Source organism: Bacteroides sp. 90-K9/2, from assembly GCF_047310725.1.
Classification (GTDB): Bacteria; Bacteroidota; Bacteroidia; order Bacteroidales; family Bacteroidaceae; genus Bacteroides; species Bacteroides vicugnae.
This window is the reverse complement of record NZ_JBCGVL010000010.1, coordinates 1-19,468: the sequence shown is the minus strand read 5'-3', so window position 1 is coordinate 19,468 and position 19,468 is coordinate 1. Positions and strand designations below refer to the sequence as shown.

Genomic DNA, 19,468 nt, shown 5'->3' with positions numbered 1-19,468 from the left:
AAGTATTTTCATTATGATGGGAATTGTCTCAAAAAAGAGTATGCCTGCCACAGTACGCATACTCTTTTTTTATACCTTTGTGAAATAACCAACGATATGAAAAATGACTATAACTGAAAACATCCGGAAAGAATTACAGGCGTTAGTAGATTCCCAATATCAGGAATTTCACTCTTCCCTCCTCCCGGGAGCTAACAACATTCTCGGCGTACGCATCCCCCAACTGCGAACAATGGCCAAAGAAATTATAAAGAAAGAAGACTGGCGTACATTTGTCGAATCAACCGAGACTAACTATTATGAAGAAACAATGCTTCAGGGAATGATTATCGGACTAGCAAAAATGGAACTTGAAGAACAAATGAAATACGTAACGATGTTCATTCCCCGCATAGATAATTGGGCTGTATGCGACATATTCTGCAGTGAACTGAAAACTGCCGTGAAAAAAGGAAAAGAAAACGTATGGCAATTTATCCAACCCTATCTGAAATCCTCTAAAGAATTTGAAATACGTTTCGGAATTGTGATGCTTTTCCATTATGTAGATGACGCACATATTGATTCGTTACTGAAATATGCCGACTCATTCAATCACGATGCCTATTATGCACGCATGGCTATGGCATGGATGATATCACTGTGTTTTATCAAATTTTCCCAAAAGACAATGGAGTATCTGAAACATAGCGCATTGGATAACTGGACTTACAACAAGGCACTGCAAAAAACAATCGAGTCATTCCGGGTAGATAAGGATACCAAGGACATTCTCCGGAAAATGAAAAGACGATAAAAACAAAGCACGGTAAACATCCTGCCATCAGCATTCCGTTCACCGTGCTTCTTATTCCTTTCTGTAGATACCGCTTTTATTTTTGCGTCATTTATTTATGTTTGTAATCCGGAGAAAAACTAATTCCTCCTGACCTTTTTCCTTCTGCTTCTGCGTCTCTGTTGTTTCTGACGGCTATAACGCTGCCATCTTTTATAAATCATCCAACCACTCATCAACGCAACGACAACAAAAATAAGAATAGTGATACCCACTCCCAAATTATCTCCTTTAATACGCGACCAAATATCAAGAACTTCTTTTGTCTTATCGCCAAAATCGCGAATCATGGCGCATCGTTCCACCACTTTGCGATCCGGATATTGTATTTTGTCAATTTGTATGCTATCTGCACCCGGTCCGAAAAAGTAACTTAAATCGGAATAATATTGAAGCGTAGTGTCTACCTTTTCTTCCAGTATTTCAGGAGTGGCTATGGAACTTACATATCCGCAAAAATCCATATTCCTCAAGGCAATATCCGAACGGCACATAAAGTTGATAAAATAACTGGCTGCTTCCGGATTCTTGGCATACTTCGGGATCACCCAACCGTCATACCAGATATTACTTCCTTCCTCCGGAACTTCATAATCCAGATCCACTCCTACCGCATCAGCCTCTTCAATCGCCCAAATCGCATCACCGCTCCAAGTCATATTCAGCCAGGCTTTATTTTTCGTCATCATCTCCTTGCCGAAATCCGCTTCCCAACCGGCAATATTCGGTTTCAAAGCTTTCAAATATTTTTCAGCCAACTCCATCGCACGTGGAGAGTAGTCATTCATCAGCTCTTCCACTGTCACTGTTCCCTCCTTCAGTTCCTTTGCATGTGCATAGATCACAGCTGTTCCGTAAGCATCACGATAACTATCCTTCATCAGGATCTTTCCGGCATACTTTTTATTCCAAAGGCAATCCCAGGATAAAGCTACCGAATCGGGCACATAAGCCCGGTTATACAAAATACCAGCCGTTCCCCACATATAACATACAGCATAGCGGCTTGCCTTCTCACCCGGCTGACTCAATTTATTAATCTGCTTACGAATAAATGGAGCCACATTATTCATGTAATTGGGAGAATGGGCAAAATTCGTATCGATGGGTAGCAACAAATGCTTCTTCAGCATACGCTCGATGATGTATTCCGAAGGACAAACCACATCAAAATCTTCATGCCCCTTTTCAATCTTCGTCAACATGATTTCGTTGATATCAAATGTCTGGTAAACGATACGGATATTCTCACCGGTCTGTTCTTTATAATATGCCTGGAAATCCTCAAGTACACCTTCACCGATGTAATCCGCCCAGTTGTAGATTTTAAGAACCCGCTCACGAGGTTCACCGGAATTATAACACCCGGTCAAAGCCAATAAGAGCAGGATAGCAGGAATTATTCTTTTCATATTATTTACGTAGTAGCACATTTGATAGTCTATTAATCTTTTTTCTTCGTTTTTCCTGCCCGGTAATTGATTACAACCAATAACGCCAGTACCACGACAAAAATGATAGCCGAAAGCGGACGAAGTTCCGGGGTCAAACCTCCCTTGCGGGCATCGGCGTAGATATAGGTAGAGAGCGTTTCCAAACCTTGATTACCGATAGTAAAGACAGTTACGGCAAAATCATCAATGGATAATGTCAGTGCAAGCATAAAACCGCTAATCATTCCCGGACGAATCTCCGGAATAATGACTTTCCACAAGGCCTGCATAGGAGTAGCTCCCAAGTCAAGGGCAGCTTCATAAATATTCGGATTCATCTGCTTCAAACGAGGCAACACACTCAAAACAACGTATGGGGTACAAAAAGTAATATGAGCAAGCACTACGGTTGTGTAGCCTTGTGTGATTCCCAATGATACAAACAAGAGAAAGAGTGATATACCAGTGATAATATCACCATTCAAAATAGGAATACTATTCACAAATCCGACCGCTTTGCGGGAACGGGCTTTCAGATTGAATATACCGATAGCAGCGATGCTTCCTAACAATGTAGATGCCGTTGCAGCCAATAGAGCGATAGTGATTGTATTAATCAATGCATTCATCAAAGAATGATGAGCACCGGTAGTGAATAACGAAGAATAAAGTTTGGTAGAAAATCCCGTCCAGTTACCCAACACTTTCGCCTCTGTAAATGAGTAGATCACAATAATCACGATCGGAGAATAAAGCAAGAGCAGCAATATCCACAAATAAGTCTGTGCAAATATCTTCTTTACCATAGCCCGCCTCCTTCATTTGAGTTTTCCTTATCATCGGTGCTGAACAGGGAAGTAGCAGCTATCAATAGCAACATAATGAGCGAAAGTGCCGCTCCATAGTTCCACATACTGTTATTGATATTTTCCTGAATCGTCGTACCAAAGAGTTTGATGTTATTCATCGTCAGCAACTCGGCAATGGCAAATGTCGATATGGTCGGCATGAACACCATCATGATACCACTCATCACCCCCGGCATGGAAAGCGGAAGGACTGCTTTCAGAAAGACTTGCACAGGATTGGCTCCCAAGTCTTGCGCAGCCTCGATATAACTATGATCCATCTTCTGCAAAGTGTTGTAGATAGGATAAATCATAAAGGGAATAAAGTTGTACACCATACCGAATATCAAGGCTCCCTCGCCCAACGGCACACTGAAAAAGTCGAATAAGGCAACAGTGGCAAGGGTACGCACCAGAATATTCACCCACATCGGCAGAATAAACAGTACAACCATCGTCTTAGAACGGTTCAGCTTGCTGTTACTCAAGATCCAGGCAGCAGGATAACCCAGCAAAATACAAACAAGGGTGGTAATAATGGCAATACCAATCGAATAGACAAAGGTATTGATTGCTTCGGGATGTTCGAAGAACTTCTGGAAATTGGCGAGTGTCAAATGACCGCTATCATCAGTAAAGGCATATACGACAATTAAGAACAACGGTATGATCACAAAGATCGCCGAAAAAATAATGTAAGGGAGAGTCCAACTCTTACGTGATGACAAAAAGACTATAAACCTCTTATTCACTTCCTTTCCTGTTAATCGGTTATTTTAACTATACGAATAGCATCTGGAGGGATGGTAATACCTACACGGTCACCGTCATCCCATACATCGTTCGTATCTACAAATACATTCTCGTCCCAGTCTGACAATACAGTCAGATGATAATGGTCGCCCTTATAAAGGATGAATTTCACCTCACCCGTCAGCGTTCCGTCTTCTTCATTATCCTGAAGAATCACTTTTTCAAAGTCTACTTCCACTTTGACATTCGTATCGAAAGCGATTCCTTCCACCGGAACACATTCAAAGTTACAACCCAGAAATTCCACATGAGTAGCATCCAGCAATTTTCCTTCGAACGTATTGCAAACACGCTCTTTCTTCATGATATGGATATCGAAAGGCTTTACTAACAGACCGACTTCCGCCCCTACTTCAAAATGGTGGTAATCCTGCACCAGAAATTCATATCCACCGCACATCACCGTCATTTCATAATGCACCCCTTTAAAAATAGAAGTCTCCACCACTCCTACCAACTGTGCCATTTCCGAAACAGGGAAAATATAAAGATCCTCCGGACGGATGACTACGTCTACGGGAACATTCTCGCCAAATCCTTCATCCACACATTCAAACTCCGTACCGCAGAAACGTACGAGTTTATCATGAATCATGGTACCGTTGAGGATATTACTTTCTCCGATAAAGTCTGCTACAAAAGCATTGATAGGTTCATTATAAATATCAATCGGCGTACCGATCTGCTGAATCTTTCCCTCACTCATCACGACAATCGTATCACTTAGCGTAAGTGCCTCTTCCTGGTCGTGAGTGACATAAACAAACGTAATTCCCAAAGATTTATGCATTTCTTTGAGCTCCATTTGCATATCCTTACGCATTTTCAGGTCGAGTGCTGCCAGCGGTTCATCCAACAGCAATACTTCCGGCTCATTCACAATGGCGCGGGCAATGGCTACACGTTGTTGCTGACCACCGGAAAGAGAATCCACATCACGGTATTCATAATCCGTCATACCTACCATTTTCAAAGCAGCTTTCACTTTCTTCTCAATGGTCTGTTTCGGTGTTTTCTTCAGTTTCAGGCCGAAAGCGATGTTATCATACACATTCAAATGCGGGAATAGGGCATATTTCTGGAATACCGTATTCACCGGACGCTTATGGGGAGGGGTTTGTGTTATTTCCATCCCCGAAATTCGGATTTCGCCTTCCGAAGCTGTCTGAAAACCAGCAATGAGACGCAACAACGTGGTTTTACCGCAACCGGAAGGACCAAGTATAGTCACAAACTCGCCCTTTTTCACGTTCAGAGTCACATCATCCAATGCTGTTTTATCGCCAAAGTACTTCGATACATGGCTCACCTCAATGATGGATTTATCTTCTTGCATATTCATACTAAAGTTTGGGCTGCAAAGGTACACATTTCTGCGGTTTCTACCTACGTGTTAATCTAATATAACAGTGTTTTTCGATGCCCGACAGAAAAAAAATCTATCTTTGCATAAATATTTATTCACCAATTTTACAAAAGCATGAAAAAGTTTACTTATTTAATTATCGCAACGGCAGCGTTAAGCATGATAGCTTGTACTGGCGGAAACAAAGCCGGATATACTATCACAGGCACAGTAGAAGGTGCAAGCGATGGTGACACCGTCTATCTTCAAGAAGCCAATGGTAGAAATCTGACCAAACTAGATACAGCTGTTATCACCAAAGGCACTTTTACCTTTGAAGGCACACAAGATTCTGTGGTTAGCCGTTATGTCACTTGTGAAGTGAACGGAGAGCCATTGATGATCGACTTCTTCCTGGAAAACGGAAAAATCAATGTTGCCCTGACCAAGGACAATGATGCTGTTACCGGTACTCCCAACAACGATGCATACCAGGAAATCAGAGCTCAAATCAATGACATCAGCAAAAAAATGAATGCCATTTATGAAGCAATGGGCGACACATCTTTAAGTGATGAGCAGAAAGAGGCCAAACAAAAAGAAGGTGCCCAGCTGGAAGAACAATACGACAAAGCAATCAAAGAAGGTGTACAGAAGAATATCACCAACCCGGTTGGAGTATTCTTGTTTAAACAAACTTTCTACAATAACTCTACGGACGAAAACGAAGCTTTGTTGCAACAAATTCCTGCAAATTTCCAGAATGACGAAACAATCGTAAGAATCAAAGAGATGACTGACAAACAGAAAAAGACTGCTGTAGGCACTCAATTTGTTGATTTCGAAATGCAGACTCCGGAAGGAAAGAGCGTGAAGTTGTCTGATTATGTAGGTAAGGGAAAAGTGGTATTGGTTGACTTCTGGGCTAGCTGGTGCGGTCCTTGCCGTCGCGAAATGCCTAACCTGGTAGAAACATACGCTAAGTACAAAGGCAAAAACTTCGAAATCGTAGGTGTATCTCTCGATCAGGATGGTGCTGCATGGAAAGAAGCAATCAAGAAGCTAGACATGACTTGGCCGCAAATGTCCGACCTGAAATTCTGGCAAAGTGAAGGTGCACAGCTTTATGCTGTAAACAGCATTCCTCACACTGTATTGATCGATGGTAGCGGCAAGATTATTGCCCGCGGTCTGCACGGAGAAGAACTTCAAGCTAAAATTGCAGAAGCTGTAAAGTAAGCCCCAAAGGTTAAAGAGAAGGTTCTGCACTTGACAGAGTAGTTATAGTTGTGACACTCCATTGTCACAGTTGTGCCACCTTATTGTCACAATCGTGCCACACTGATGGCACAGTTGTGACAATAAGGTGGCACAGTTCTTAAAATCGTATCCTATTTCCGTTAACGTAGTTGATTGTGATATAAGTCCAACTGCTTCTAGTACAACTTCCTTAATTTTATCCTGCACATCATGAAATAGCCCCTGCAATTCGATCGATTGCAGGGGCTATCTTTATTATACTACAGAGAGGTAAGGAAGTAGCACTTCCCTACCTCCACCATTTAAGCTATTAGATAAACCAACGTACGTAGCAGAAGTCCTGACGGTGTGGAAGTTCCGGATTTTTCGGGAACATACGGTAAGACACCTTGAAACTACCTGCATTTGACAAGCTGTGTTTAACTTGGAATGTATACAAGTCACCTTCTTTCTTGATTACACTGAACGGTTCTACAGAGTAAACATGTTGTTTTCCGTCTGCCGTTGTATAGGTAGTAACCAATTCAAGACCCACTGCATCATTCAAACCTTTCTCATCGATAACGTAAGTAATAGTATATTCTTTTCCGCTCTCGATATCACCATTCTTCAGTTCTTCCACAGTATCGCAGGACACGATTTCAATAGAATCCCATTTAGCAACAACCTCTTCTTTCCAAGCTGCGATTTCTTTTGCTTTCGCATTATCGTTAGCAGCCAAAGTCTGGAAACGTTTTGCCAGTTTGCAATAGAACTTGCTATAGTAATCATCCAGCTGACGCTTCATGGTATAATGAGGAGCAATCTGTGCGATAGAATTCTTCACCACTTTGATCCAGCCTTCAGAATATCCTTTCTTATTACGTGCATAATACAAAGGCATGATTTCAGTTTCGAGAATACTGTAAATAGTAGCAGCATCCAACTGATCCTGATGTTCCTGATTCTGGTAAGTACGTTTTTCGGTCAACGCCCAACCTGCACCTTCACGATAACCTTCCAGCCACCATCCATCTAATACAGAGAAGTTGACAACACCGTTCATCAAAGCTTTTTCACCAGACGTACCGGATGCTTCCAACGGACGAGTCGGAGTATTCAACCAGATATCAACGCCGGAAACCAGACGACGAGCCAGTTGCATATCGTAATTCTCGAGGAAGATAATCTTACCCAGGAATTCCGGACGGCGAGAGATTTCAATGATACGCTTAATCAAGCCCTGACCTGCTCCATCGTGCGGGTGAGCTTTCCCTGTAAACAGGAATTGTACCGGATAATCAGGATTGTTCACGATCTTAGAAAGACGATCCAAGTCGGTGAACAACAAGTGTGCACGTTTGTAAGTAGCAAAACGACGACCGAAACCAATCAGCAATGCATTCGGATTGATCTTATCCATCAGTGAAACGATACGAGAAGGATCTCCCTGGTTCTTCAACCATGTATCGCGGAATGACTTACGGATATAGTCAACCAACTTATTCTTCATAGTCATACGAGTCTTCCAAATCTCTTCATCGGGCACATTGTAGATAGCTTCCCAAATCTTAGGATTAGACTGATCGAACCAGAAGTTTTCGTTGAAATATTTAAAGTATAATTCTTTCCATTCTGTTGCACTCCAAGTTGGGAAGTGAACACCATTCGTTACATATCCTACGTGGCTTTCTTCCGGGAAATAACCTTTCCAGATAGAAGAGAACATTTCTTGAGAAACTTTTCCGTGCAACCAGCTTACACCGTTCACTTCCTGTGAAGTGTTGCAAGCAAAAACAGACATACAGAAACGTTCGCCCTTGTCGCCCGGATTGTTACGTCCAAGGTCCATCAAGTCATCCCATGAGATACCCATTTTGGAAGGATAACCACCCATATATTTGCCAAACAAACCTTCGTCAAAATAATCGTGACCTGCGGGCACCGGAGTATGAACAGTATAAAGAGAAGAAGCGCGAACCAACTCAATAGCCTGATCGAAAGTCAATCCAGTAGCTACATAGTCGCAGATACGCTGAACATTAATCAATGCAGCATGTCCTTCATTACAGTGATAAACATCTTTCTTGATACCCAGAGCTTTCAGAGTCAGGATACCACCGATACCCAACAAGATTTCCTGTTTCAAACGGTTTTCCCAGTCGCCACCATAAAGCTGGTGAGTGATAGGACGGTCGAATTCGCTGTTCATTTCATTGTCTGTGTCAAGCAGATACAAAGAAATACGTCCAACATTCACACGCCACACGTTTGCATGAACATAATAATCAAGATAAGGAACATCTACCACCAACGGCTGACCGTGGGCATCCATTACGCGTTCAATAGGAAGTTGACCGAAGTTTTGTGCCTCGTAGTTGGCAATCTGCTGTCCATCCATAGACAACGTTTGAGTAAAGTAGCCGTAACGATACAAGAAACCTACCGCACACAAATCAACATTGCTGTCGGAAGCCTCTTTCAGATAGTCACCAGCCAATACGCCCAGACCACCGGAATATATTTTCAGGACGCTGCTCAAGCCATATTCCATGCTGAAATAAGCTATAGATGGGCGTTGCTCATCCGGCTTCACATCCATGTAATCTCTGAATTTCGTATAAACTTCATTCATTCTTCTTAGAATCACCTTGTCTTTTGCCAGCGCTTCCAGCTTCTCATAGCTCATACGTTCCAACAACAGTACTGGATTCTGTCCACATTCTTTCCAAAGTTCCGGATCTAGATCTCTAAACAGTTCAGTCGCTTCAAAATTCCATGCCCACCAAATGTTGCGTGCGATTTCAGACAACTTCTCCAACTCTTCCGGTATACGTGATTTCACAGTAACCTCTTTCCAGTTGGGAGTATTCACATTACTAACTTTGATTTTCATAATGTTTTCGTTTACTTATTGATAAATAATTTCTTTCTTAACTCAACTGACGTATCCTTGCCTTACGCAAAGCGATATCATAAGCTTCATAATAATATTGTATAAAGTGCTTCCATAAAGCCTGCTCTGCAACTTCAGCAGCACGCTTACGGATTTCCTTCACTTCTTTCTCTGTCTTATCCGCAAATAACGTAATCGTATCTTTGATACCATCCGCCACTTCCGAATCATTATAGTCCGAACGATGCAACACTTCTACTCCATCATTAATGCCATGCTGGTTCTTCAGGCTGTTTACCCAAAGTCCGAACCCAGCCAGATCCGTAGTGATTGTCGGCACATGGAATGCTACACTTTCCAGCGGAGTATATCCCCACGGTTCGTAATAAGAAGCATAGACACTCAAATCCTGTCCCAGCAATATATCATAATATTCTTTATTCATGATACCATCACGTCCATCCAGATAACAAGGAACAAAAATCACCTTCACCTTATCTTCAGGACGATTGCCCATTCCCAGATATTTCAACATATCCAGCACCTGGTCATGAGTCATATTATGCAGCCAATGGGTGATAAACGGCACCTCAAGCGGAGTATCAAACTTTTCTTTGCTCTTCAAACGTGCCTGCAAATCCTCGCGAGGCTCTCCCACCCAACCGGGTACATTAATGAATGCCAAAACATTCTTATGCAAATTCTTATCTCTGTTCAAACGGTTTAATGATTCCAGAAAAACATCAATACCTTTATTCTTGAACTCGTATCGTCCACTGGTTCCGACAATTAACGTATCATCACCCAGATTTGTTCCCAATAACTTATTGGCTACATTCAGCATCAAGGCACGTGCACGTTTACGCTTGCCGGCAAATGTGCTTCCTTTCGGCACAAAATCATCTTCAAAACCGTTCATCAGAACAACATCTGCCGGTTTATCCAGTAATTCCTTGCATTCATTATTGGTTATTTCACTCACCGTAGTAAAACAGTCTACATAGTGTGCAGTCTGTTTCTCAATCGAGTGTTTCGATTGCATGTTCAGTTCCTGCGCCATCTGGTCGCCATTGTAAGCAAACAGATAATCATATAACGGCTTATGATTACCGGCAATGGAACGGCCGATAGAAGTAGCATGGGTCGTAAAAATAGTAGCAACCTCCGGCACAGCTTCCTGTACATAAAGTGCTCCCATTCCAGTCATCCATTCATGTGCCTGATATACCACCTTATCCGTTTCCGTCAGGTTGTAGCGATAGAAACTCTCCACCACTCTTCCTGCGGCATAGGAAAACATAGAAGCCTCGTCATAATCGCCATAGGCGTGCAACGAATCTACTTGATAACGATTCCACATTTCTGTGTATATATCGTCTCTCTTTTCAAAAAAAGGTTGGAAATCAACAAGAATGACTATGGGCTCACCGGGGATATTCCATCGTCCCACACGGACACAAAGTTCGTCTTTCTCAAGCGCATGCTTTTTCCAGGCAGCACATAGGTTATCCGACTCGATGAATAGAGGGTTCTCCTTTCCTTGCCACACATCAGGACCTATGAAAAAAATTCTGTCGCGGAATTTTTCCTGTAATGTATTTGCCCGTGTCGACAAGACGGTATATATACCTCCCACTTTATTACATACTTCCCAGCTGGACTCGAAGATATAATCGGGGGTTAATAAATCTTTTACCATATAATATATTAAAACTCTTTTTAGTATGCGAGTGCAAAAGTACACATTATTCTTTGAAAAATAATACTTTATACAAAAAATATGAGTTAAGAAGAAGAAAGAAACGTTGCCTTACAATGAAAAAAGAATATCCCCTTGCACATGCGAAGCTGCATGTACAAGGGGATTGAAAGTCTTTTATAGGAAATATTCTTGCTAAAAATTATGCAACGAGTGCGCTACCGATCAAGAAGGTTGCAGCCAAAGCAACGATTGCATAAAGTTCTGGGAATACGGCAAGAATCAACGTATTGCTAAATACATTGTGTCCCTGTCCGATTGCTGCGATACCATTTGCACAAACTTGTCCCTGACGGATAGCAGAGAATAAAGCAACCAATCCCAAAGCAATACCTGCACCAAGCACTGCTGATGCTTGGATAGCTGTAATTTCAGGAGTCAAAATACCGAAGATCGTCTGAAACATGAAATAACCGGCAAAACCATAAAGACCTTGTGTACCCGGAAGAGCTGTCAATACCAGGAAGTTACCGAATGCGCTATCATTCTTCTTCAATGCTCCGATAGCAGCATTACCTGCAATAGTTACTCCGTAAGCACTACCAATGCCCGACAAACCAACCATAATCGCGATGCCAATGTAGGCGATAAACAAATTCATTTCCATAATCTTATTCTATTTTTTATTGTTTAATTCTTAAAATATTAATTCTCAATTTCTAATTCTTAATCTTCAAATTTTCAATTTCTGAACGGTTTGTACTCTTTACCGCCTCCTTCGTATCCGGAGTTCTTGAAGAACTCAACGAACGTCAGACGCATCGGGTGAACCATTGCACCCAGCACATTCATAAAGATATTGATGGCATGACCGATAACGAAAATCAGTACCATAACAATCGGACCTGCTATTACATTATCCGGACTCATACCTACTGCCAGGCTGTTGAATACTCCCGCCAAAATACCTCCGGAAAGTCCGAGGGCAAACAGACGAACGTAAGACAATACATCGCCAAGCAAACCGGTAACCATATTATATGAATCCCACAATCCCAGTCCGATATTCAGGAAAACATTCTTTCCCGGACTGTTATAAAGGAAAATCATAGCAGCCGAAACACCCAGAATAACCAAATGCACAGTGCTTCCCATCGGCATTACCTCCGGCAACAAAGCCGAAACTGCCATGGAAACCAGCAGGATGATCCATCCGATCGTTGCCACTGCATATTTGAAACCAAACTGAATGGTCTGATTCACCGCCTTCAATACCATACCGAATAGAATTTGGATAGCTCCCAATATCAACGATAATTGGAACATATCATTGTTATCCATCAGGACAGCATGTTTCAGACGTTGAACAATCGGCCAGTTCAAATCGTAGATGTTCGCTCCGAAGAACGTACCTGTCAGCAAACCGCAGAAGAATGTTGAAACCGCCAATACCTGTATCAATGAAATGATTGATTTCATCGACGGGGTCACTTTCTTCGCCATCAACCGATAGGCAGTAGCTCCCAGGAACAGGAACAAACCATATCCGGAATCTCCCAGACAAAGTCCGAAAAAGATCATGAAGAACGGGGCAAAGAACGGTGTCAAGTCCAATTCATTATACTTCGGAAGCATATACAACTTACAGATCGGTTCGAACCAGGCAAAGAATCCCTTATTATTCAATCGAATAGGAACATTATCACCCGGCATCGGATCGGTAATCTCATAATATACATGTGCGTCATTCAGATAAGCCTCTATCTCCACTTGACTGAATGCAGGTGCCCATCCTTCAATCAACATCAGTTTGTCGCCGGCCGTCTGCTCGGTACTTAACACGACTTTAGAGAATTCAATCTGACTTTGCAACTCTTTCAGGGCAGCCTTCAAGGAAGGAATTTCCGTTTCGGAAAGTGCAACCAGCTTCTTTTCATTCTCTTCAACGGCCTGTTCGGTCGTATTGTAAAGCGTTTCAAGGTGTGCCAAAGAGTATGCAGGTAATTTCGCCTGTTCTACATCCAAATCCACTTCCTGCCCGCCTTTCGTCAGAGTCACGAAGAATACTTTAGAAGAGATGCGGTTCACAATCATTGCATCGTATTCCGTTTCCCACTCTTCCTTGTAATTTCCTTCCGAACAGCTATAAAAACCGATTACATAACCGGCATCTTTCAGCTTCTGAACATTGTCCGGTTCAAAGTTGCCCCAGGCTTCCAGCGCTTCTTTCTCTTTGGCATAGCTTTGCAACTGCTGCGACAGCTTTCCATGCTCTGTTTGCAGGGCATCCACTTCGTCCAGCACTTGCATACCACGGGCAGCCGTTCCGCCTTCCGTAGCAATCACAGCATTCTTTTCATGCTTCTGATTCTGAAGCAACTTCAAGGTAGCCGCCAAGCGATTGGAAAGACGAATATTCTCCTGCAACTCCGTGTTATCAGCAGCCCCCTGTTGTTTCTCCACAATATGGACTACCCCAAGTTCACGCAGACTGTTCAGGAATTCTTCATACTCTTTGTGATAAACCAAGAATGTGAGTTTCTTCATTTTTGTAATCATGCCTCTACCTCCTTCCTTTTTTCTTGATGGGACTTCATGATCTTTTGCGAAGATTTCGACAGGTTTTCTTCATCTTCCATGAATCGTTTGATCTTTCGCAATGCATCCTGATAGCCCGGTATCTGTACCTTCTCAAAAAGGTTCACCTTTTGAGTGGTCTTTTTCCTTGCATGTTCTAACAAGTTCAGCTTGGCGAGCATAAATTCACGTTCAATTGCCGTATGAGCCAGCTCTTCCAATAGATGGATACCGTCGGCATACCACTTGGGAGCATTAAACATACTGTACGGACGTATCTCGAATTCCACATTTTCGAGCAACGGTACGCGCACACCCGCAATCTTTTTCACGCCAAGATGAACATCATTCACCTTTATTAATGAAGCGTCAAACTCATTCCAAAGGGCGAACATGGCTTCATAGGCTTGAATTTGTTGTTCGAGCCTATCCTCCAGATCGGCAGCTTCCGTTTTACAGCGTTTCACTTCCATGCGGAGGGCGCTTTCCTTATTCTTAATAATAGGAAGCGTACGCACCCGCACTTTCAGTTGCTTTTCGAGCTGCTGAAGAGAGGTTTTGTTATATTGAAACTTTATAGCCACGATGTTCTATTTACTATTTAACTATTTACGATTTACGACTGAAATTACTTTTATGACCATTTACAATTAACAAACTTCAATCGTAAATGGTAAATCGTCTAATCGTCTAATTATTTTGTTTTGGCCAGTATTGATCCACCAAGTCTTTCTTGATATTCACTTCTTCCGGACGGAAATATTTACCGAACAAGCCCCAGGCAACGTCCAGCATTTCAGTAGTATCAAGATTGACATCAATAGCCAATAACTGATTGGAATAGTCCTTCGCAAAAGCCAACGTACGTTCGTCGTAGTTGGTCAGGTCGAAACCATTTTCCATCTTCGTCTTAGCGTTAGCGGCATCGGCATACAGACGTACAGCGGCATTCATCACTTGCGGATGGTCCTTACGTGTCTTCTTACCGGTTACCAACTGTTTCAAACGAGACAATGAACGGAACGGGTCAACAATTACCTTACCGATATCACTATCACGACGCAGGAACAACTGACCTTCAGTGATGTAACCCGTATTATCAGGTACAGCGTGCGTAATATCTCCACCAGACAAAGTAGTCACCGCAATAATAGTGATTGAACCGCCGGAAGGGAACTGCACCGCCTTTTCGTAAATCTTTGCCAAATCCGAATAAAGCGATCCCGGCATAGAGTCTTTCGAAGGAATCTGATCCATACGGTTAGATACGATTGCCAGCGCATCCGCATAGCTCGTCATATCCGTCAATAGTACCAGCACTTTCTCATTATTATTTACTGCAAAATACTCTGCAGCAGTCAATGCCATGTCCGGAATCAACAAACGTTCTACCGGAGGATTTTCGGTTGTATTCATGAAACTCACGATACGGTCGAGCGCACCTGCATTAGAGAACACATTCTTAAAATACAGGTAGTCATCATTCGTCATACCCATACCTCCGAGGATAATCTTATCCGTTTCAGCACGTAAAGCTACGTTTGCCATTACCTGATTAAAAGGCTGGTCGGGGTCGGCAAAGAACGGAATCTTCTGACCCGATACCAGTGTATTGTTCAAGTCGATACCGGCAATACCCGTTGCAATCAGTTCCGACGGCTGTTTACGTCGAACCGGGTTCACAGACGGACCGCCAATTTCCACTTCCTGTCCTTCAATGTCCGGACCTCCATCAATCGGATCACCGAAAGCGTTGAAGAAACGTCCGGCCAGCTGCTCACTCACTTTCAATGTAGGCGATTTGCCGAGGAATACTACTTCGGCATTAGTCGGAATACCCTCCGTACCTTCAAATACCTGCAAAGTGACATCGTCACCGGCAATCTTAACCACCTGTGCCAGTTTACCGTCCACGGTGGCAAGCTCGTCATACCCTACTCCTGTCGCTTTCAGCGAACAAGTAGCCTTGGTAATCTGAGTAATCTTGGTATATATCTTTTGAAAAGCTTTTGTTGCCATCTTACTTATTTACGATTTAACAATTTACTATTTACGATTGAAGTTTCCTCTCTTCAATCAATTCCTTCAGTTGCTGCTGGAATCCTTCATACTGTTCCGATTTGAACTTCGAGTAGTTCATCTGCTTACAGATATTAATCATCTTCTTGAAGTAATCCATTACTTCGTTGAAATTATCAAAATCAAATTCCGTATGACAGATGTCGATTACCATATTCAGAATGTCTTCCTGACGTTCCATCGGAGTTACCGCATCAATTTCATCAAAAGCATCCTGTTGCAGAATAACAAAGTCAATTAATTCTGATTTCCAGAAGATCACATGATATTCTACCGGTACACCATCATCACCGAGGATATTGATCTGTTCGGCAATTTCCTTACCGCGCTGCAAACGGGTTTTCAGTTCGTTTACCTTTCCAATCCACTCACTGTTGATATGATTTTTGATATATTCCTCAAATTCCGGGTATTCGATATATTTTGAGTAAGAATCAATCGGATTCACTGCCGGATAACGTTTCTTATCGGCACGATCCTGCTCCAAAGCATAGAAACAACGGGCTACTTTCTTCGTATTTTCAGTCACCGGCTCCTTCAAGTTACCACCCGCAGGGGATACCGTACCGATAAACGTAATAGACCCCGTTTCGTCATTACTTAGTTTTACATATCCCGCACGACCGTAAAAGTTGGAGATAATAGCCGAAATATCCATCGGGAAAGCATCCGGCCCAGGCAATTCTTCCATACGGTTGGACATCTCACGCAAAGCCTGTGCCCAACGGGAAGTAGAATCCGCCATCAACAAGACTTTCAATCCCATGGAACGGTAATATTCCGCCAGTGTCATTGCTGTATATACAGATGCTTCACGGGCAGCTACCGGCATGTTGGAAGTATTCGCAATGATGATAGTACGTTCCATCAACTTACGTCCCGTATGCGGGTCTACCAGTTCGGGGAACTCGGTAAAAATTTCCACCACCTCATTGGCACGTTCACCACAAGCCGCAATGATAACGATATCCGCTTCCGCCTGTTTAGAGATAGCGTGCTGAAGCACCGTTTTACCAGTACCGAACGGACCGGGGATAAATCCCGTACCACCTTCCACAATCGGATTCAGCGTATCAATCACACGTACACCAGTTTCCAACAATTTGAAAGGACGCGGTTTCTCCTTATAATTCGTCATCGCACGTTTCACAGGCCATCTCTGAATCATAGTCACAGGAATATCATTTCCTTCTTCGTCTGTCAGGATAGCAATTGTATCTTCTATCTTATAATCACCTTCCGGCATGATTGTTTTTACGGTAGCCGTTCCTTTCATAGTGAACGGAGCCATAATTTTAAGTGGCTGGAAGTTTTCATCCACCTGTCCCAACCATGCAGAAGCCTGCACTTTGTCACCTACATTCGCCAAGGGTATGAAGTGCCATACACGTTCTTTATCCAACGGATATGTATATTGTCCTCTTTTCAGGAAGACACCATCCATCTTGTCGAGGTCATTTTGCAGACCATCATAGTTTTTCGATAACATACCCGGGCCTAATGTCACCTCAAGCATGTGTCCTGTAAATTCGGCTTCAGCACCCACTTTCAGTCCACGTGTGCTTTCAAACACCTGGACATATACGTGTGAACCTACAACCTTAATCACCTCCGCCATCAACTTATCGCCACCGGTCGAGATATAACAAATCTCATTCTGAGCTACCGGTCCGTCAACGACGAGGGTCACCATGTTGGCAATAACGCCACTAACAGTTCCTTTTGTTGCCATATATTTTTTTTATTTTATTATCTGAATTCTGCAGGAATCTGCACTTCATTCTTCAGCGATTCGATAATGCTTCTGAACAACTGATTACCTCTTTCCTTATCCAGTGAAATCCACCGTTCAATCATTTCCAACTTCAGCAGGAAAGCGAAAATACGTTCGATAGTGAAATAGTCGAAGAAAATAGCATCCTCCATCCAATTCCACCGCAGGGCATCCAACTTCTTCTCACGCTCCACCAATTCTGTAATCTCACTGATTTTCACTAACGATTCAAACACATCCACTTCACCGGACAGTCCGAAATCGCGGGCACTCGATGTACGCAATGCTTCGCATACTTCCGTATTTCCCACAACGTTGGAAGCAATATCCCATTTGAATTTACGGCTAGTAAATGCGACAAGAATATTATTGATGTTCAGGTTGAATTCAAACCAGGCAGCAACAAACTTATTCCCACAGTTCATCGCATACTCATAATATAGAGCAGCCAGATGATCCTCGTGCAAAACCGTACTTTCAGCCGGAGTATTCAAATAATCAGTTATAAAAGTGGATAGATAGACTGGGAATTCTTTTGGACTGATTTCTCCGCCTTCTCTCAGAATAGAAATATATTCAGAGAGTTCTTCAGCAGAGTAGTTTCCCCGTTTGTCGATTTCCGCTTCTTTATCTTTGAGAAGTTTCAGCACATTTGCATTATCAAACTTCAGATAAAACAAGTCAATCAACTTCTGGTCTGAAACAGACAATCCATTGTAGATTTCAGTTTTAAAATCGGCTACTGTATAGCTCAGTTTGCTGTCTTCCAGCGAAAGTTCCGGCAAACCTGCTACCAAGTAATAGTACTTACTACTCATAGTCGCTTCTTTTAAAATAGCATTTCTACTAATTGAGGACGCAAGAACGCTTTGAAGTAATTCATGAATTCTTCTTCTCCGAAGTTCACCTTATACGAACCGTCCGCCGGAGAAACTGTGAACAGAGTTTTGATACCATTTACTTGCTGGATAGTCACTCCCTTGTCTAATAAGGCTTTTGCATGAGCTGCAAAATACTTTTTCAGTGATTCCGCATCGGCTGTTGAGATAACGATAGGTTCGTCTACACTCCATTTGGATGCCAATGCTACGATAAACGCATTCAGATAATCTTTATCCTGGGCGAAATCTTTCACGGAAGCGGTTATCAACTTGTCAGTTACCATTGTAGCCACCTCAGATTTGAGTGCATTCACAGCCTGACCGGCAAATAGTTTTAACTCTGATTTAGTATTCTCTGCTAACTCATCAGCAGATTTACGAGAGGAGTTTACAATTGATTCTGCCTCCTTGCGGGCATCCTCAATGATTTTCTTAGCTTCTTCCTGAGCATTCGCGATAAGTCTCTGCGCTTCTTCGTTTCCTTTTTCCACGCCTTCACGATAAATCTTATCGGTCAACTCTTGAATTTTGTTTTCCATATTAACAGGAGAATTTAGTATTATTACTATATTAACTTAACTGTGTGTCCTTTATCAGATTCTCGCCAAATTTACAAAAATCAATTTGATAAAAAAGAGAAAGAAGAAAAGAAAAAGAACCATTTGCGAAAAAATTACAGTCCTACACCTATTTTGTTCCGATTTAGCCCTTTTCTTATTACTAAATGACACATTTACCGGATTTTTCAAGCCGGAAAACAAATATAAGAAATCCAAAAGACATTTGGAAACATGTAGATACTTAAAACGGCAAATGGGATATTAATACAAGATTAAATAACAAAAGCTATCGGTATTTCACCAAATTCTTAAAAAACAGAAAACCAAGCTGACGGAAGTTGAATATTGATAAAAACAGAAGTAATAAAACACAGAAAGCCCCTTGACTCAAAATGAATCAAGGGGCTTCTTTAAAACGGCGGCTACCTACTCTCCCACTGTTACGCAGTACCATCGGCGTGACGAGGCTTAACTTCTCTGTTCGGAATG

15 protein-coding genes are annotated in these 19,468 nt (G+C 42.3%); 2 read left to right on the top strand and 13 right to left on the bottom strand.

Going from position 1 to position 19,468, the window contains the following annotated elements; genetic code table 11:
- The first annotated feature begins 103 nt into the window (after positions 1-103).
- Positions 104-796 carry a DNA alkylation repair protein gene (locus tag AAHJ11_RS18700; RefSeq protein WP_148367593.1) on the top strand — a complete coding sequence of 231 codons (693 nt, stop codon included), beginning with the start codon at positions 104-106 and terminating at the stop codon, positions 794-796.
- A 119-nt stretch (positions 797-915) separates the two neighbouring features.
- Here the strand turns inward: AAHJ11_RS18700 and AAHJ11_RS18695 are convergent, their stop codons facing one another.
- Genes AAHJ11_RS18695 through potA form a run of 4 tightly spaced genes read right to left on the bottom strand, consistent with a single transcriptional unit; the run spans position 916 to position 5,271 of the window.
- Positions 916-2,247 (bottom strand): ABC transporter substrate-binding protein, encoded by a 1,332-nt coding sequence (locus AAHJ11_RS18695; RefSeq protein ID WP_148367592.1) that lies wholly within the window; start codon positions 2,245-2,247, stop codon positions 916-918.
- Between the two features lie 32 nt (positions 2,248-2,279).
- Complete coding sequence (locus AAHJ11_RS18690) at positions 2,280-3,074, bottom strand: ABC transporter permease (RefSeq protein WP_148367591.1); 795 nt, start codon at positions 3,072-3,074, stop codon at positions 2,280-2,282.
- On the bottom strand, positions 3,068-3,868 hold the full coding sequence (locus tag AAHJ11_RS18685; RefSeq protein WP_004308090.1) for an ABC transporter permease: 801 nt from the start codon (positions 3,866-3,868) through the stop codon (positions 3,068-3,070). The genes AAHJ11_RS18690 and AAHJ11_RS18685 overlap by 7 nt, the downstream gene beginning before the upstream one ends.
- An 11-nt stretch (positions 3,869-3,879) precedes the next feature.
- The gene (gene potA, locus AAHJ11_RS18680) at positions 3,880-5,271 is read right to left on the bottom strand and encodes a polyamine ABC transporter ATP-binding protein (RefSeq protein ID WP_099147245.1); all 1,392 of its coding nucleotides are present in this window, start codon (positions 5,269-5,271) and stop codon (positions 3,880-3,882) included.
- 138 nt (positions 5,272-5,409) lie between these two features.
- Between potA and AAHJ11_RS18675 the strand changes: the two genes are divergently transcribed.
- Positions 5,410-6,513, top strand: a complete 1,104-nt coding sequence (locus AAHJ11_RS18675; protein WP_148367590.1) for a redoxin domain-containing protein — start codon at positions 5,410-5,412, stop codon at positions 6,511-6,513.
- A 331-nt stretch (positions 6,514-6,844) separates the two neighbouring features.
- Here the strand turns inward: AAHJ11_RS18675 and AAHJ11_RS18670 are convergent, their stop codons facing one another.
- The 9 genes from AAHJ11_RS18670 to AAHJ11_RS18630 form a co-directional block, all read right to left on the bottom strand.
- On the bottom strand, positions 6,845-9,409 hold the full coding sequence (locus tag AAHJ11_RS18670; RefSeq protein WP_217722460.1) for a glycosyltransferase family 1 protein: 2,565 nt from the start codon (positions 9,407-9,409) through the stop codon (positions 6,845-6,847).
- Positions 9,410-9,446: 37 nt separating this feature from the next.
- A complete protein-coding gene (locus AAHJ11_RS18665) occupies positions 9,447-11,108 on the bottom strand; it encodes a glycogen/starch synthase (protein ID WP_148367587.1) in 1,662 nt (553 codons plus the stop codon).
- A 202-nt stretch (positions 11,109-11,310) separates the two neighbouring features.
- Positions 11,311-11,775 carry a V-type ATP synthase subunit K gene (locus tag AAHJ11_RS18660; protein WP_004316776.1) on the bottom strand — a complete coding sequence of 155 codons (465 nt, stop codon included), beginning with the start codon at positions 11,773-11,775 and terminating at the stop codon, positions 11,311-11,313.
- A 74-nt stretch (positions 11,776-11,849) separates the two neighbouring features.
- A complete protein-coding gene (locus AAHJ11_RS18655) occupies positions 11,850-13,667 on the bottom strand; it encodes a V-type ATP synthase subunit I (protein WP_320974776.1) in 1,818 nt (605 codons plus the stop codon).
- Complete coding sequence (locus AAHJ11_RS18650; protein WP_004297640.1) at positions 13,664-14,269, bottom strand: V-type ATP synthase subunit D; 606 nt, start codon at positions 14,267-14,269, stop codon at positions 13,664-13,666. Before AAHJ11_RS18650 ends, AAHJ11_RS18655 begins: the two co-directional genes overlap by 4 nt.
- A 106-nt stretch (positions 14,270-14,375) precedes the next feature.
- Entirely contained in the window at positions 14,376-15,704 is a 1,329-nt protein-coding gene (locus tag AAHJ11_RS18645; protein WP_004297639.1) for a V-type ATP synthase subunit B, read from the bottom strand.
- Between the two features lie 31 nt (positions 15,705-15,735).
- Positions 15,736-17,496 carry a V-type ATP synthase subunit A gene (locus tag AAHJ11_RS18640; protein WP_074559273.1) on the bottom strand — a complete coding sequence of 587 codons (1,761 nt, stop codon included), beginning with the start codon at positions 17,494-17,496 and terminating at the stop codon, positions 15,736-15,738.
- A gap of 17 nt (positions 17,497-17,513) precedes the next feature.
- On the bottom strand, positions 17,514-18,356 hold the full coding sequence (locus tag AAHJ11_RS18635; RefSeq protein ID WP_148367583.1) for a DUF2764 domain-containing protein: 843 nt from the start codon (positions 18,354-18,356) through the stop codon (positions 17,514-17,516).
- Positions 18,357-18,367: 11 nt separating this feature from the next.
- Positions 18,368-18,958 (bottom strand): V-type ATP synthase subunit E family protein, encoded by a 591-nt coding sequence (locus AAHJ11_RS18630; protein WP_008999644.1) that lies wholly within the window; start codon positions 18,956-18,958, stop codon positions 18,368-18,370.
- Positions 18,959-19,468 lie beyond the last annotated feature (510 nt).